Annotated in this window: 13 protein-coding genes; 11 read left to right on the top strand and 2 right to left on the bottom strand. The window is 57.3% G+C overall.

Annotated elements, in window-relative coordinates; translation table 11 throughout:
* The first annotated feature begins 112 nt into the window (after window positions 1-112).
* Complete coding sequence (locus G1C95_RS08170) at window positions 113-1426, top strand: alkaline phosphatase family protein (protein WP_169172516.1); 1314 nt, start codon at window positions 113-115, stop codon at window positions 1424-1426.
* An 86-nt stretch (window positions 1427-1512) separates the two neighbouring features.
* Here the strand turns inward: G1C95_RS08170 and sepH are convergent, their stop codons facing one another.
* Entirely contained in the window at window positions 1513-2586 is a 1074-nt protein-coding gene (gene sepH / locus G1C95_RS08165; RefSeq protein WP_169172449.1) for a septation protein SepH, read from the bottom strand.
* 152 nt (window positions 2587-2738) lie between these two features.
* Between sepH and G1C95_RS08160 the strand changes: the two genes are divergently transcribed.
* The 10 genes from G1C95_RS08160 to G1C95_RS08115 all read left to right on the top strand — a co-directional run bounded on the left by G1C95_RS08160 (window position 2739) and on the right by G1C95_RS08115 (window position 13374).
* Window positions 2739-3032 carry a DUF4193 domain-containing protein gene (locus tag G1C95_RS08160; protein ID WP_169172448.1) on the top strand — a complete coding sequence of 98 codons (294 nt, stop codon included), beginning with the start codon at window positions 2739-2741 and terminating at the stop codon, window positions 3030-3032.
* Window positions 3032-3505 (top strand): dUTP diphosphatase, encoded by a 474-nt coding sequence (gene dut / locus G1C95_RS08155; protein WP_169172447.1) that lies wholly within the window; start codon window positions 3032-3034, stop codon window positions 3503-3505. The genes G1C95_RS08160 and dut overlap by 1 nt, the downstream gene beginning before the upstream one ends.
* 24 nt (window positions 3506-3529) lie before the next feature.
* On the top strand, window positions 3530-5857 hold the full coding sequence (locus G1C95_RS08150; protein WP_169172446.1) for a RelA/SpoT family protein: 2328 nt from the start codon (window positions 3530-3532) through the stop codon (window positions 5855-5857).
* Window positions 5858-6194: 337 nt separating this feature from the next.
* Window positions 6195-7541 (top strand): ABC transporter substrate-binding protein, encoded by a 1347-nt coding sequence (locus G1C95_RS08145; protein ID WP_169172445.1) that lies wholly within the window; start codon window positions 6195-6197, stop codon window positions 7539-7541.
* A 107-nt stretch (window positions 7542-7648) separates the two neighbouring features.
* The gene (locus G1C95_RS08140) at window positions 7649-8581 is read left to right on the top strand and encodes a carbohydrate ABC transporter permease (protein WP_205832770.1); all 933 of its coding nucleotides are present in this window, start codon (window positions 7649-7651) and stop codon (window positions 8579-8581) included.
* Entirely contained in the window at window positions 8578-9468 is an 891-nt protein-coding gene (locus G1C95_RS08135) for a carbohydrate ABC transporter permease (protein WP_169172443.1), read from the top strand. Before G1C95_RS08140 ends, G1C95_RS08135 begins: the two co-directional genes overlap by 4 nt.
* 81 nt (window positions 9469-9549) lie before the next feature.
* Entirely contained in the window at window positions 9550-10305 is a 756-nt protein-coding gene (locus tag G1C95_RS08130) for a hypothetical protein (RefSeq protein WP_169172442.1), read from the top strand.
* 157 nt (window positions 10306-10462) lie between these two features.
* On the top strand, window positions 10463-11986 hold the full coding sequence (locus G1C95_RS08125; protein ID WP_169172441.1) for a glycosyl hydrolase family 28 protein: 1524 nt from the start codon (window positions 10463-10465) through the stop codon (window positions 11984-11986).
* A 50-nt stretch (window positions 11987-12036) separates the two neighbouring features.
* Window positions 12037-13092, top strand: coding sequence for a LacI family DNA-binding transcriptional regulator (locus G1C95_RS08120; protein ID WP_169172440.1), 1056 nt, complete (start codon window positions 12037-12039; stop codon window positions 13090-13092).
* A gap of 99 nt (window positions 13093-13191) precedes the next feature.
* Complete coding sequence (locus tag G1C95_RS08115; RefSeq protein ID WP_169172439.1) at window positions 13192-13374, top strand: hypothetical protein; 183 nt, start codon at window positions 13192-13194, stop codon at window positions 13372-13374.
* A gap of 146 nt (window positions 13375-13520) precedes the next feature.
* On the opposite strand, the gene G1C95_RS08110 is transcribed toward G1C95_RS08115, so the two are convergent.
* Complete coding sequence (locus G1C95_RS08110; RefSeq protein WP_169172438.1) at window positions 13521-15920, bottom strand: alpha-L-arabinofuranosidase C-terminal domain-containing protein; 2400 nt, start codon at window positions 15918-15920, stop codon at window positions 13521-13523.
* Window positions 15921-16053 lie beyond the last annotated feature (133 nt).

Genomic DNA, 16053 nt, shown 5'->3' with positions numbered 1-16053 from the left:
CTTTATCCGATAAAACCCGGCCCATTCTAGCGAATCCCATAAACTCGCTTATCGCATAAGCGGCATCATGAACGCGATCCTTGCGTCATGGGTGGTGCTTGAATGGTGGATTATGAGTGTTGAGACGCCGGATATGGCCGAATTGCTGCGATTGATACCCACCGTGACATACGGGGACGAGGATCCTCGCACCAAGCAAGGCGATCAGGGCGGCTATCAGCCACAATATTCTGAGCAAACTGTTCTCGGCGGTTCCCTGCATCTGTCTGCCGTGTTACCGGCAATCACCTCGGCCATAGGGCATCCGGTGCCTACCGCTGTACACCACGATCCCCAAGCCGCGCAGAATGCACTTGGATTGCCCGATGCACAATCCGCCATTGTGGTGCTGGTGGATGGACTGGGCTACTGGAATCTCGCCATGCGCCTCGGTCATGCGCCATATTTGCGCTCGCTGATGCGTGATAGTGCGAATCGCCGTCCGATCGCCACCTGTGCGCCGAGCACCACTGTGGCGGCGATGGCCAGTTTCGGCACCGGCACCTGCCCTGGGCTGACCGGTATGGCCGGTTATACGCAACTTGATCCGGCCAGTGGCAAGCTCATCCAGCTCATTCAGTTCAAGGATCCGCTGCAGCCTAAACCCAATAATCGAACGGTGTTGCCGCCCATGGTGCCGCCGCAGGATTTGCAGCGCGAACCCACCATATTCGAGGCGCTGGCCGCGCAGCAGGTGCGCGTCACCAGCTGCGGTTTGGCGAAATTCAAGGATTCGCCACTAACCGAGGCTGCGTTGCGCGGGCCCAGTTATATAGCCAAGGTCACGCCGCGTGATCGTGTGCTGGCTGCCGCCCGCGCCGCCCGTGAACCCGGACTGACCTACCTGTATATTCGCGACGCTGACAAGGTCGGCCATAACTATGGTTGGAATTCCGAACAATGGGTGGGCGCTTTTGAACGCATTGATGCGCAGCTTGGTTTGCTCAAACGCAGTGCTCCCAAAGGCACGCTGATTGTGATCGTGGCTGACCATGGCATGGTACAGACCGATATGGATCAGCGCATCGACATCGCCGAGGATCCCACGTTGGCGCAGGGGGTGCGTCTGGTGGGCGGTGAGCCCAGATCGGTGATGCTGTATGCCGAAAATGATGAGGATCCGCAGGCCCTGGCTTCGCGTTGGCATGAATGTTTGGGGGAGCGGGCTCTGGTGCGAACCAAAGAACAGGCGATTGCCGACGGAGTATTCGGACCGGTGTGCGATCGCGTTGTCCCGATGCTTGGCGATGTGATTGTGCAGGCCTCTGGTGCGGTTACCATTGTCGATTCGCGCACGCAAAGCGACAAGGCGACGCATCTGCCCAGTGTGCATGGATCCCAAACCATGCTGGAAATGGACATTCCCTGCCTGATTGATGTGGCCTGAATGGGTCTGATCTGGCCTGAACCGTTCCGAACCGGCTCTAACCGGCTCGGAACGGTTCAATGTTCAACATCTCGTTCGGTTTGGAATCAGTCGCCGAACAGGATTTCGTCCCAACTGGGCACCGCCGAACGCCCGGATCTGCGCTTGGCCGGTTTGCTGGCCGGCTGCTGCGTTTTGGCAGGATCGTCGGCACTGGTGCCAGTCGATTGTGCAGATGCGGACTGTTCCGATGTGTTAGTTGATGATTCCGCGCCGGAAGTTGTGCCAGGAGCCGCGCCGGCAGCAGCGGAATCCTGCTGTGCTTGAGCCGCAGGGGAGTGTGCGGAGTCTGTCACAGCCGTCGTAACCGGAATGGAGCCGGTAGTCGGCAATTCAATAGGCGGCATTGAACCGGTGGTAGTGGCATGCGGCGTTTCATGACGTGCCAACGGAACAATCGGTGCCGACGGCGAGGGATGCGGGTTCGGCAGTGCGGCGGACCAAGCCGACACCGTGCGCTCGATACGCGCTGACCGCACGGAATCGCCCGGCAGTTGCGCGGCGGCACCCTGCGGGGAACCGGCATCGGTTTTGAGCCCCTGCTCGCCCAACAGCTTGCGTGCGGTATTGTTCAAGCACACCACGGAATTGTCATGCATATTCCATGTCCATTCGGCGTGAATCTCACGACCTGCGGAAGTGAACTGCGCCACGATGCGCCACGGTTCCAATCCTCGGCGCGTGGCCTTCCACGTCACCGATTCCATACCGATTGACGCCGCCGCCAACGTGCGCTCCACCAGCTCGGATACGGTGCGCACTCTGCTGCCCTTGGGCGCGGGCACCGTCAAAAACTGTTCGATGGCGTACTGTTTTTCGGTTTCCACCGCCGAAGAGAAACGCCTGACCAACGCTTCACTCAGCTGATACTTCTCAGCCACCTTCGCAGGATTCGCGCCGGCGCGAATCAGCGACTGAATCTGCGAAATGGGCAGCGACGACTGCTGACGCGGCTGATATTGAGGCTGCGTTTCGCTTTTGACCTGCTTGGCCTCCAAAATGGCACGTTCCAGCGTATCGTCCACGGTGACGGCGAAAGTGCGACCGTCTACGCAGAACAGCAGATCACCGGTCTCGCCCACGCGCGAGAAACGGGCTACCTCGGGCCGATCCTGTGGCATGTGCGCCCCACTTTCCTGAAAAATAACGTACTTCTTTAAGTATGCCCCACGTGTCGAACTTTACGGGTATTTCAAATCGTGTATCCTATGGGCGAGTACGACGCTACAATCCTAGCGGCCAGCCGTAAGGAATGAGACGAAAGGATCTTGAAATGGCTCAGGATTATGATTCCCCCCGCAATAAGGATGAGGACGAGGAATCGCTGCAGGCTTTGGGCAAGTCCGCGCAGAGCTCGTCCAGCGACATCGACGACGATGAGAACGCCATTGCCGAGGATTACGAGCTGCCCGGCGCGGATCTGAGTAACGAGGATTCCTCGGTGACTGTGATCCCGATGCAGGGCGACGAATTCATCTGCTCCCAGTGCTTCCTGGTCAAACACCGCAGCCAGCTTGCCTACATGGATGAAGACGGTCAGCCGGTGTGTGAGGAGTGCGCCGCCTGATGGCGTTCGACGAAGCCTACAATGAGCCCGAATCCACCGAGGTTCTGGTCAAGTCCCTTGACCCCGAGCATCTGGCCCAACTGCATTACGCCCATGCGGGCGATGCCGGTGCCGACCTGATCACCACCGTTGACGTGACGCTCAAGCCCTTCGAACGCGCGCTTGTGCCCACCGGTGTGGCCATCGCACTGCCGGCAGGCTATGTGGCGTTGGTCCACCCGCGCTCGGGCCTTGCCGCCAAACAGGGCGTGACCGTGCTCAACGCGCCCGGTACTGTGGACGCCGGATATCGCGGCGAAATCAAAGTGCCGTTGATCAACTTGGATCCGCAGCATACGGCCGTGTTCCATCCGGGCGATCGCATCGCGCAGTTGGTTATCCAGCGATATGTCGAAGCGCGGTTTATTCCGGCTGAGACATTGCCGGGTTCCGATCGTGCGGAACGCGGCTTCGGCTCGACTGGCGTACAATAAGCTTCACACGAGGGAGGTGACGGCATGAGCGAGAACGAAGGCGGGCAGTATGCCGCGCGCAAGCTGGGCTGTGAGATCAGCGCTGATCCGCTCAACCCGCTTGAGCCGATCAAGAAGGTGTGCGAATCGCATCATCCAGGTGAGGATCTCACCATTCTTGACCGGGCCTATCGGCGTGCCGTCATCCAGCATTGTGTGCAGCGGCGCAAATCTGGCGAGCCGTACATCATCCACCCGCTCGCCGTCTCCCAAATCCTCGCCGACCTTGGTATGGGGCCGGTTGTCGTAGCTGCAGGTCTGCTGCACGACACCGTGGAAGACACGGATTACACGTTGGATGAATGCCGCGCTGAATTCGGTGACACCGTGGCCGGCCTCGTTGACGGCGTTACCAAGCTGAGCCAGCTGGAGGTGGGTGATTCGGCACAAGCCGAAACCATCCGCAAGCTTGTGGTGGCCATGAGCCGCGACGTGCGCACGCTGGTGGTCAAGCTTGCCGACCGCGTGCACAACGCCCGCACCTGGCGTTATGTGAAAACTTCCTCGGCACAGAAGAAAGCACGCGAAACCCTCGACGTGTATGCGCCGTTGGCCAATCGCCTCGGCATGAACGCCATCAAAACGGAGCTTGAGGAACTGAGCTTCAAAGTGCTCTATCCCAAGATCTACAACGAAATCGTGGTGTTGGTGGCTCGTCGCGCAGGCCAGCGCGATGTGTATCTCAAGCAGATTCTGGCCGAAATCAACGAGGATCTCGACGAGCAGAACATCAAAGCGTATGTGACCGGACGCCCGAAGGACTACTTCTCGATTTATCAGAAGATGATTGTGCGCGGCCATGATTTCGCCAACATCTATGACCTGGTGGGCGTGCGCATCATCGTCGACACGATTCAGGACTGCTATGCGGCGCTTGGTGCCGTGCATGCGCGATGGAATCCGGTGCCCGGCCGGTTCAAAGACTACATCGCCATGCCCAAGCTCAACATGTACCAGTCGCTGCACACCACAGTGGTTGGCCCCGGCGGCAAGCCCGTCGAAATTCAGATCCGCACGTGGGATATGCATCGCCGAGCCGAATTCGGCATCGCCGCGCACTGGAAGTACAAGGCGAACGGTCAGGCCGGGCGCGCGTTGAGTTCGCCGGATAAAGCCGATCGCAAACGTGACGAAAACAATCAGGAGCTCAGCGAGGCCGACAACCTCAAGTGGATTCAGCAGCTTGCCGATTGGACCAGTGAAACTCCGGACTCCAACGAATTCCTTGGATCCCTTAAGGAGGATCTGGGTTCCTCCGAGGTGTATGTGTTCACCCCGAAGGGCAAAATCGTCTCCCTGCCCGCAGCGGCCACGCCGGTTGATTTCGCCTATGCCGTGCACACCGAAGTCGGCCACCGCACGATGGGCGCACGCGTCAACGGACGTTTGGTGCCGCTCGACACCAAGCTCGACAACGGCGACACCGTGGAGATTCTGACCTCCAAATCAGACACCGCCGGCCCCTCGCGCGACTGGCTGAGCTTTGTGAAAAGCCCCAAGGCACGCAACAAGATCCGTCAATGGTTCTCCAAGGAACGTCGCACCGAAGCCATTGAAGAAGGCCGCGACGAACTGACGCGCGCAATGCGCAAGCGCAGCCTGCCAATCAACACGTTGCTGACGCCAGAGGCATTGGTTGGCGTGGCAGTCGATTTGAACTTCCCGAACGCCGAAGCCGTGTTCGCCGCCATCGGCGACGGGCAGATTTCCACGCAGAATGTGATCTCGCATCTGGTCAAGGATGCGGGTGCGGATGAAGTGGATGAAGAGGTTGAGCAGGAGGTTCTGCCGCTCAAGCCCGTGGAGCGTAAGGCTTCCAGCTCGTCCACCGGCGTATCCGTCAAGGGCGTGGGCGATGTGTGGATCAAACTGGCTCGCTGCTGCATGCCGGTGCCCGGCGATCAGATTCTTGGCTTCATCACCCGCAATCAGGGCGTGTCCGTGCATCGCACCGACTGCCAGAACATGATCGATTTGAAGGCCAAGCAGCCCGAACGCGTGGTCGAGGTGGAGTGGACCAGCACTAAGGGCCTGTTCATGGTCAAGATTCAGGTCGAGGCTTTGGATCGGCGCAATCTGCTCAGCGATGTGACGCGCGTGCTCTCCGACCACGGCGTGAACATCATCTCCGGTACCATCGCCACTGGCTCCGACCGTGTGGCCACTAGCCAGTTCAGCTTCGAGATGGCCGATCCGCAGCATTTGAATTCGCTGCTGGCCGCCGTGCGCAAAATCGATGGTGTGTTCGATGTGTACCGCATCACCGGTGCCAAGGAATCTGCTGAGCCGCGCCTGCGCAAGATGCAGGGTTGATACGTCGGATTCGTTGCCTTTTCCTAGGGAAACTCTGCCTGCGGTGGCCGGTCATGCCCGTTAGGGATGGCTGAGGCATAGATTTCGGCGTGTCGCAGGCATAGTGGCTTATTTACGCCAAAAACACTAGGTTTTAGCGTCCACATATAGTAACCGTTTACTATTTTTTAGTTCTGAGTTTGACTTTAGCTGTTCTTAGGGTTTAATCTATCTTATGTAAGCAAAAAGAAACCGGTTGCTACACTGGTTGGCGCAAGTGATATTGAGCGAATCAGGAACGCGAAGGTATCTTCCAAGTCGCAACAGCCCAATGATGGGGTAAATCAAAGGAGAAAACATGACTTACGGATTCGCAAGAAATGTGAAGCGTGCCATTGCTGCGGTAAGCGCGGTCGCTGCCCTGTGCGGTGTCGCCGCATGCGGTGCCGGCAGCAAAACCGCATCGAGCGGGGATGCGAATGGCGGCAAGACGGCACGGTTCCTCTATGCCACAGGCGACGAAACCTGGAACGCCACGGTCAAGGCTGTTGTTGATGCTTACAACAAGCAAAGCACAATGGGCACGGTTGTTGCTGAGCCTCTGACCGCCGGCTCCGACTACGCCACCGCTATGAAGACCATGGATGCCACGAACAATTGGCCCACCATCGTGGATATGCGCGATTACACCACCTATGCTAAGGCCGGCAAGCTCGCCCCGATTCCTTCCGAGGTCACCGATCTGCTGCAGGACGACGCCTATGCCCCTTACTCCGACGGCAATGTGTATCTGGTGCCGAGCTCCGCCAACAACGGTGAGATCGGCATCAACATCGTCTACAACAAGGATTACTTCAACGAGCATGATCTCGAAGTTCCGACCACATGGGACGAATTCATCAAGCTCATGGATGACATTAAAGCTAACGGTGACACCCCGCTTGCCACTGCTGCGGCTGAAAACTGGCCGTCCGACCAAATCTTCAAGCCTATCGCCAACTCCGTGTTCGCCAAGCATTCCGCCGAACATGGCGGCTATTGGATGGATGTCGCCAATGGCAAGGCTTCTCTCGATGAGCTGAAGGAACCGATGGAAAAGGTCAAGATGCTTATCGACAACTACGTGCTGTCCGGCTGGCAGTCCACGCAGGATGCCCAGACCACCACATTGCTGGTCACCGGCAAAACCGTGATGGCCACCACCTCCGCCGGCCTCGGCCGCCTGAAGGACATCAACAAGGTCAAGTCCGATTTCAACGCCGGCATGTTCCTGATCCCCGATGAAGAAGGCAACTTGAACGTCGTGAAGAACGCCGTGGGCGATACCTCCACCGGTCTGGCGCTGTCCGCACAGTCCAAGGAGAACGGCACCTACGACCTCGGCGTGGACTTCCTCAAATATTTCTATTCCGTGGAAGGCTCCAACGTCGTTGAGCAGTCCGGCACCATCTCCGCCAATATCAAGGATTCTGACAAGGTGACGCGCAACGAATCCATCCCCGGTTCGGAGGATTACTTCAATCTGTTGAAGAACCCGAAGCTGAAGTGGATTTCGAACGAGTCTCCTACTGAGGGCACCTTCTCATCCTTCAACTCCTTCTTCCGTCAGGCTCGCGTGGCCTATCAGGACAACCAGAAGGATCTTGACACCACCATCGCCGAGCTGAAAGCCGAGTTCGCGAAGGACGTTCCCGCACAGAACTGAATGGTTCTGACGCAATCGATTAGCTGATACTCGCCGCTGGAGAGGTTCGCAGCCTCCTGCTTAGGCCCCTCCGGCGGCGAATGTCACGCATAAGGAGAAATACAACAGTGGCTACCGTACGTCGTGGCACATCAGGTGCCTCACATAATGCGATTCATGCCCAGGCTCGTCGCAACAAACTGATGATGTTCCTGTTCACGCTGCCGATGCTGGTGCTGTTTCTGTGGATCGTGATTTTCCCGTCCCTGCAGTCCATTCAGCTCAGCTTCACCAATTACGACGGCATCTCCGCCAAATACGACTACGTCGGGTTGCGTAATTATCAGGAAATCATCGGCTCCGGCCGATTCTGGAACTCCACCAAAAACACCCTGATCCTCGGCATCGGCTCGGCGTTCATCATCAACGTCATCTCTCTGGCGGTAGCCCTGCTGCTCGACCATATCAAGCATTTCGCGGGCTTCTTCCGCACTATCGTGTATCTGCCGTCGCTGGTCAGCGCGTTCATTGTCTCCACGATCTGGAAGTACATGCTTAACTCCAACTTCGGCGCAGTTAACGAGATCTTGACCAAAATGGGGCTCGACAGCCTCGCTCATGACTGGCTTGGCGATTCAAAGCACATCATCTGGGTGCTGTTGTTCCTCATCTGCTTCACGTTGGGTGGCAACACCACGCTGATCTACCTGTCGAATCTGCAGTCGGTACCGCAGGAGCTCGTTGAAGCCGCCGAAGTGGATGGCGCCAATGGCCTGCAGGTGTTCCGCCATGTGACCTGGCCGATGCTTGCCGGATCAGTCACTGTGAACTTCACGCTGGCGTTGATCGGCGGCTGGGTGATTTTCGATCAGGTGATGGTGCTCACCGGTGGTGGCCCAGGCTTTGTGTCCGAGACTATGGCCTTCTTCATCTACCGACTCGGCTTCGGTGAATACCGTGCTGGCTTCGGTTCGGCCGCCGCCGTGATCCTGTTCATCGTGGTGATGATCACGACATTGATTACCAACAAGTACATGCGTAGCAGGGAGATTCAGCAATGAGTGCCACAACTGTTTCGTCGAAGGCCATTCGCGCCTCGAAAAAGAAGGACAAGAAAGTCAAGGAGAAATTCACTCTTGGCGAGGGCGTATGCATGCTGGTCACTGCAGTGCTGTTCTGTATCGTCGCCTTCCCGGTGTTTTACGCGTTCCTGCAATCCTTCCGCACCTACGCCGAAATCACCATAGACCCGATGGGCATGCCCACCGTATGGCATTGGGAGAACTATGTGCGCCTGTTCCAGGACACCGACTTCCTCGGGGCTACGTTCAACACCTTGTTCATCACTGTGATCTCCCTCGCCATCCTGATCATCATCCTGCCGATGGCCGCCTATGGCGTCGAACGCATCGGTGGCAAGGCCTCTGGATTCCTCTACCTGCTGTTCCTGTCGGGGCTGATGATTCCGTTCCAAGTGCGTATGATCCCGCTGGTGCGTATGTTCAACGCCATCGGAATCTACGGCGACCTGTGGGCCGTGATCCTGGTTCACTTGGGTGGTGCCGCTGGCTTCGGCATTCTGCTGTATTGCTCGTTCCTCAAAGGCGTGCCGGTGTCGCTCGAAGAGGCCGCATCCTTGGACGGTGCTGGACGTCTGCGCATCTTCTGGCAGATTGTGTTCCCGATGCTGATGCCGGTGACCTCGGCCTTCGTGATCACCAACGCGCTGAGCTTCTGGAACGACTTCTTCATCCCGCTGGTGATGCTGGACGCGTCGTCCGCTGGCACAATCAACGTGGCAATCAACCGCATGGTCGGCCTGCTCACTTCACAATGGGAGCTGATCTATGCGGGTGCCATCATCTCGCTGATTCCGTCTCTGATCATCTTCGCCGCCTTCCAACGCTACTTCATCAAGGGTATGGCAGTCGGAGCGGTCAAGGGCTGAATTGGCCATGTAGTAATCAACGTAAGCGCCGGCAGCCCCCCGCGAGGATGACGGCGCTTGTTGTATAGAAAGGATGGGCGCATGATGGTCGCGATGAACAAGCAATCCGGGAGCAATGGCGTTTTCGCCAAAACCGGTGGCAAATTACTGGGTGTGCTTTCCTATGATTCCGCAGTATCGCAGACGCTGCTGAACGTATGGGCGGTGTTCGTCATCGCTGTACTGGGGTGGCTGTTCCTGCTGCCGCAGGTGGCCTTCATCCTACTGGTGGGATGGCAGCCCACGCATGTGGCCGTCTGGTTGGGCGTGCTGTCCTTAATCCCAATCGGACCAGGCCTGACGGCCATATTCGCTGCCAGTCGTGCCGTACTGGCAGAGCGCGGATACCCCGGGCATCTGACGCGCACGTTCTTCGCATCGATTCGGCAGGCTTCGCGCGGACAGATATTGGTTTGGGCTATCGCGTCTGTGGCGGAACTATTCGTGGCTTATGACATTGCGTTGTTTGGCACCGCTCCTTCTGTGTTTGTGCCGGCTGTGGCCCTTGCCATGCTGATGGCGGTACTGCTGATGGCGTCGGCCGCAACCGAACCCACAACACCTCACGGCACTGTACTTTCGCTGCGGGAATATATGGCTGCCATGCTGGTCGTCGTGGCCCGCAAGGTGTATGTACCGCTGACTTGGCTGTTTCTGTTGATTGTTGTGGCGATGCTCTCAAGAATTCCTCTTGTCGGCAGCATGCTGTTGCTGTTTGCGCCCGGCCTATGGGGACTGCTCGCAGCGCTGGTGACGACCATGTTCCGATTCGGCGCAACCGCCGTAGGGGAGCGTTGACCCGCAATTTTCACAATCGGCGCATTGAATGATTGCGCTGGTATAGCGAAGCGTGTGAGACATTCCTTCGTTGCGTCAGTGATGGTAACCAGTTACTATTGCTTGGGGCGGCCGATGGCATAACGCATCGCACGCAATAACAATCATGGAGATGATAATGTCCCAGAATTCTCAGGCAGCAAGCTGTGCAACGATTCGCACTTATCCAGCGCCTCGTCTGGCGGTGCTGCAGAACGACTATACGGTGCGTGTGCGTCCGGTAGGGGCCGGCGATGACGCGTGGCAGAGCGTGCCGACGTATCGCGTGCGTGTCAACATGCATGACGTGACCGAAGCGTCGATGGCCTTCTTCGACTTCGCCGATGGGCCTGTCGAGGTTGAGGTCGCCAAAGTTGGCTGGTACTACACGTATGGTGCCGAAATTCGCCCGCTGAGCCTGGGATTGGTGCCCAATGTCGAGCAACGTAGGCTGACGTTCACACTCGACCGGCCGGTGAACTGCTCAGTGGAACTCAATGGAGACCGGCGGCACAATTTGCATCTGTTCGCAGGGGATTTGACCGAGGTGCGCGCATGGGATGCCATCGACGCCGACGTGGTTGTGGAAGGCAACCTTAACGGTGCTTCCATGTTCCGCCGTCAGGTGCTGCGCGATATCGAGGCGGCTCGCGCCAACAAGCCGGCTGGTGCGATGGTTACAGTGCGCGTCAAGCCCGGCTATCACTACATTGAGGACTGTGTGATGGATCTGCCCAGCCACACCACGCTCATCTTCGACGGCGGCGCGGTGATGGAAGGCGCATTTCGCGTCAATCATGCCCAGGACGTGCATCTGTTGGGACGCGGCATCACTAATCTGGCCTCATTCAACCGATTCTCCGGCGTATGCGGCCTGACCATCGGATTTTCCAAGCATGTCACGCTCGACGGCATGATGTTCATCAACCCGCCGCACTACACCGTGATGTTCGGCTCATCCCAAGACGTGACCGTGCGCAACGTCAAGTCCTTCAGCTGTGAGGGCTGGAGCGACGGCCTTGACATGATGGCCTGCAGCAATGTGCATATTTCCGGCTGCTTCCTGCGCACCTCCGACGATTGCGTCGCCATCTATTGCTCGCGTTGGGAATATCGTGGCAGCGTCGCCAACGTTGAGGTGCACGACTGCACGCTGTGGCCTGATGTTGCGCACCCCACGGTGATCGGCACGCACGGCGACCACGAGCATGGCGGCGGTGACACCATAGATCACATTTTGTTCGAGAACATTGACGTATTGGAACATGATGAGCATCAGCCGAACTACATGGGCGTGATGGCCATCAATCCAGGCGACGGCAATGCGGTAAGCGATGTGACCTATCGCAATATCCGCATCGAACGGTTCCGGCGCGGCCGCGTGATCGATTTCCGCGTGTGCTTCAATAAAGATTACAATCCCATTCCCGGCGACTCAATCCGCCATGTGCGAGTGGAAAACGTGAGCGTGAACGGTGCTGAGAATGAACTGCCTTCGCAGATCGTCGGATACTCGCCGGAGCATACAGTTGAGGATGTGACAATCAGCGGTTTTGTACGCAATGGCGAGGTGTGCCGAACAATGGATGAGGCCGGCATCGCTGTAGGCGATTACACCCGATCGGTCAGCATATGCGGAAAGGAAGCATCAGAGCAACGCTGAACTGTCAGCAATTCATGCGAAGATAACCGCACGACAAGCAAAGGTGTGCAATGACTGAAAACAAAGGACGTTCCGGACCAGCAAAAACCGGAGTGGTGGGCATTCGCGATGTCGCCCAAGCGGCCGGAGTCTCCGTGGCGACAGTATCACGCGTGGTCAATGGCGGTTATCCGGTAGGGGACAGCACCCGCAAAAAAGTCAACGCGGCAATCAGTCGTTTGGGGTATGTGCCCAATCGTGCCGCGGCAACGATTACCAGCCAACCTCAAACGGCGATTCTCGTGCAGCGTTGCGTGTCTGGCGGCACGTATGCGGATATGGCCGCAGGTGTAGAATCCGAGGCGCGCAGGCAACAGTTGCAATTCCATATCCTTACCACAGGAGGCGATTGGACCGATCCCGAAAAAACGATTTCGGAAATCCTCTCATACAGGCCGCGCTTGGTGGTAATGACGCCGGATTCCGGCATCACACCAACGGTGATTGATTCGTTCAACGATAACTTCCAGAAGTTCAAAACAGTGGGAGCCTCACTGGTCATGTTGGCATGGCCAAGGTTGAATTTCTCGCAGGATATCGATGTCGTTGATTATGAGAACGAGCAGGGAGCCTACGAGCTGACGAAATACATGATTTCGTTGGGGCATCGCCATTTCGCATTCATGGGATTGAATACCGGTGGTGCCCGCTGGCAGCGATACCAGGGTTTCCTTCGTGCGCTGTCGGACAATGGCATTGATTTCGACGAGACGATGGCCATCCAAGATGTGGGCGAACGGTTGTCGGATATGACCAACACGATGACTGTATTGCGCAGTCATCCCGAAATCACTGCGATTGTGGGATCCACGGACGAATTGGCCCTGCATGCCATGGCGGGAGTGCGCAAAATGGGGCTCAACATTCCCCAAGACATCTCCGTCGGCGGGTTCGATGATCTTGATTACGCGGATGATTTCATCGTGCCGCTGACCACGGTGCATGCCTCGTATTTCGAAATGGGCGAAATCGCGGTGAAGCTTGGCTTGGACGACACTCGCCATGATGTGACAGTGCCGACCCGGCTGGTGATTCGCGCATCGGTAATGCCTCCTACGCAACAATGAGTCACACAAGAATTCGGCCATAATGGGTGCCGGCATACCTGAGCAACGCCGGCTGGGATGGCATGACGTTCACAGCCGGGGGAGGAATATGCGTTTCCCATGTGGGTATGTTCGCAATCGGGCGAGCCGATCGACTGTGGTCTTGGTTTGAAGGCTGAGGATTTCACCGTACGCATGCATATGCGGCATGGTGGTGGCGTGCCCGCGGTAAGCGTGCATCTGGGCCCGCGCGACCAGCCTCATGTCACCCTGAGCAGCCTCAACAGTGTGCGCTTGACCTGAGTGCTTGCCAAGGTGTTGTCCAAGCGGAGCCATGGAGCTTCTCCATCATCACCATCAAGGACTGATTGCAAGGAAAATTCGCGTCATACCAGTTGCGCCCGTCATATCATTCGATGTGACGGGCGCAACTGTTTGTACATTTGTCGCTATTCGCGCGATGTTGTCTGCTCCGGCAGAGTCACCACGCACAGGCTCCAGGCAGGCACCTCAAATAGGCCATCGGAAAGGTCTAACGCATGGGTGCTCGGCATGGTGGGGGAGTTTTCGAACATTGCTCCGGCATACGGATCGTCACCGGCCAGCACGTCAATGGCTGCGTTCCGGGCGCTCTGCCCATCGATATGCAGTGCACCCAGCACATCGGAGACATCGATATCAAGCGGGGCGGACGAGCCGTTGATCACGCGCACATAGGTGTTCCGCGCAGCCGAGTCGCGTGCCACGGTGATAATGCGCCGTGGCTCGTCCGGATTCTCTTGGCCGCTTGCCAGCAGTTGCCCGTTGACGAATAGAGACAGGGAACGCCCGCGATCGGCGACACGAACTTCGATGTCCCATTCATTCCCATCATCCAATTGGGCGGTGACTGGGCCTTGATATTCACCCAGCGAGTATCCGCTGCCGTCACGAATCACGCGCAAGCGGGAGCCTCCGCGACCGAAGTTAATCTCGTTGGAGTCCTTGAAATCTCCAAAATCACCAAATTGCAGAGAGAAACCCCAAGCGACGTGTTTCCAAGACGCATGCATGCGCAGTGTGTAGCGTTCCGCTACAGTATCCAATGCTGTCGCCACATCGCTGCCGCGCAGATGCACATCGCATAGGGGAATGGTGTCGCCTGTCTCATCATTGCAGAATGTGATGTCGGTGATGTCGACGTCGGCCCTGTTGGTGCGGAAATTTAGTCGGATCCGATCGCTCAGATCTCGCCGCACGGTGGTATTTCCGGCGACATTCACCGGATATGCTTCATCGCAGGTTGTGGTCGAGAACATGTGTTGCACCCAGTAGCTGTAGGGCAGACGCACGGTTTTGTTGTCAAAATAGATAAGATCCGGCTTCCATTGGGCATGATTGATGTTGCAGAACAGAGGCGCATAGGACGACATGGCTACGGCGTCGCCGTTGCGTTCCATATTCGCCATGAACGCGGCCTCGCCCAGTGCGCCGACCAGCGGGTGCGCGTTCCAGACGTTGGCTGAATACTCGCCGAAATACACCTTCGGCCCCTTGCGATCGACATGGTCATAATGGTCGAGGTTCTGGAACCACCAGCTCGGTGACTGATAGGCGTGCTCGTCCACGATCGGCACATGAAGTTCGCGCATGAACCGCCATCCCTCATCAAAATCATGTCCTGACGGAGCCGGCCCGACGGTGCCCACGATGGTGATCTCCGGGTGGGCTGCTGTCACCGCCTGATACAGCTGGCGGAACCTACGTTCAAAGACGTCGTTAATGGCATCCTCGTTGCCCAGACCCAGCATTGTCAATCCGAAAGGTTCGGGATGACCCATCTCAGCGCGAATTCTGCCCCAATGGGAATCTGTCGGACCATTGGCGAATTCGATCAAGTCCAGCACTTCGTCGATGTAGTCCTGCATTTCGCTTTGAGGAACAGGGACAGGGCCTTGATCGCTGAATTGGCAGCTAACCGCGGCGGCAACAATGGGCAGTGGTTTCGCTCCGATGGTCTCACATAGACGGAAATACTCGTAATAGCCCAGGCGGAAGCTCTGATGGTAGCCCCAGCTGTTGAATTGGTGGGGTCTGTGCTCCACCGGGCCCACTGTGCGATTCCAGTGGTACATGTTCTCATAGCCTTTGCCATGCACGATGCAACCGCCGGGGAATCGCACGAATGCCGGTTTGAGATCGGCCAGTGCTTTGACAAGATCAGGGCGGAAATGCTGCAGTCCGCGGAACGTTTCAGTCGGTTCAAGTGACACGAAGTCGATGTGGGCGGTGCCTTCGCCTGCGAAGACAAGACGTAGCCGGCCCTGCGAGGCATCGGCGCCGGCCGTGAGCGTTGCATGCAGTTGCGTCCATTGGCGGTTCGCGATGGATAGTGAGGTAGCGGCGATGACAATGCCGCCGTCGCCGAGCAATTCAACGTTTAGCGACATTGGCATGGCACCAGGGGAAGCATTGCGCGTCCAGATCGAGAAGGCGTAGTCCTTGCCGCGGCGGAATGCCATACCGTCGAAGCCGAGATTGGTCAGTGATGCCGAGCCATGTTCGACCTCAATGACGGCGTAGTGTGGGTTCTCTTGGGCAAGCGGATCCGTGGTGGATAGGCTGAATGCTGCAACCGATCCGTCGGGAATGGACTTGTTCCAGCTGGTGTAGCTGCGCCAATTAATCGAATCCTCGCGGCGGTACTCGAATGCCCCGTTTTGCACGAGTTCGCTCATGATGCCGCCGTCGGCGGCGTAGTTGATGTCCTCGAAGAAGATTCCCCACAAATCGGTGCTGATGTTGCGTCTGTCAGCAGGATTGAGCGTGACTGATAAGGGGATTGCGGATGCTGGGACTTCATTGGTCATGGTGATCCTTTGCTTGTGAGGGTATAGCAATAAGAAAGGTAACTGTTTACTGTTGTTATAAGCCCAATAATATCAGCATTATTGTGATATTACATGTTGTGTTTTGATATATTGTAGAAATCGGTTACTGTTG

It is taken from the genome of Bifidobacterium oedipodis (genome assembly GCF_012932425.1).
In the GTDB taxonomy this organism is placed as follows: domain Bacteria; phylum Actinomycetota; class Actinomycetes; order Actinomycetales; family Bifidobacteriaceae; genus Bifidobacterium; species Bifidobacterium oedipodis.
Note: the sequence above shows the minus strand (reverse complement) of the source record. Positions and strands in the feature narration are given on the sequence as shown.

Coding starts and splice junctions, on each gene's coding strand:
- G1C95_RS08145 (WP_169172445.1), top strand. CDS start 6,195: ATGACTTACGGATTCGCAAGAAATGTGAAGCGTGCCATTGCTGCGGTA.
- G1C95_RS08160 (WP_169172448.1), top strand. CDS start 2,739: ATGGCTCAGGATTATGATTCCCCCCGCAATAAGGATGAGGACGAGGAA.
- G1C95_RS08150 (WP_169172446.1), top strand. CDS start 3,530: ATGAGCGAGAACGAAGGCGGGCAGTATGCCGCGCGCAAGCTGGGCTGT.
- G1C95_RS08170 (WP_169172516.1), top strand. CDS start 113: ATGAGTGTTGAGACGCCGGATATGGCCGAATTGCTGCGATTGATACCC.
- G1C95_RS08110 (WP_169172438.1), bottom strand. CDS start 15,920: ATGACCAATGAAGTCCCAGCATCCGCAATCCCCTTATCAGTCACGCTC.
- G1C95_RS08130 (WP_169172442.1), top strand. CDS start 9,550: ATGATGGTCGCGATGAACAAGCAATCCGGGAGCAATGGCGTTTTCGCC.
- sepH (WP_169172449.1), bottom strand. CDS start 2,586: ATGCCACAGGATCGGCCCGAGGTAGCCCGTTTCTCGCGCGTGGGCGAG.
- G1C95_RS08115 (WP_169172439.1), top strand. CDS start 13,192: ATGTGGGTATGTTCGCAATCGGGCGAGCCGATCGACTGTGGTCTTGGT.
- G1C95_RS08125 (WP_169172441.1), top strand. CDS start 10,463: ATGTCCCAGAATTCTCAGGCAGCAAGCTGTGCAACGATTCGCACTTAT.
- dut (WP_169172447.1), top strand. CDS start 3,032: ATGGCGTTCGACGAAGCCTACAATGAGCCCGAATCCACCGAGGTTCTG.
- G1C95_RS08120 (WP_169172440.1), top strand. CDS start 12,037: ATGACTGAAAACAAAGGACGTTCCGGACCAGCAAAAACCGGAGTGGTG.
- G1C95_RS08135 (WP_169172443.1), top strand. CDS start 8,578: ATGAGTGCCACAACTGTTTCGTCGAAGGCCATTCGCGCCTCGAAAAAG.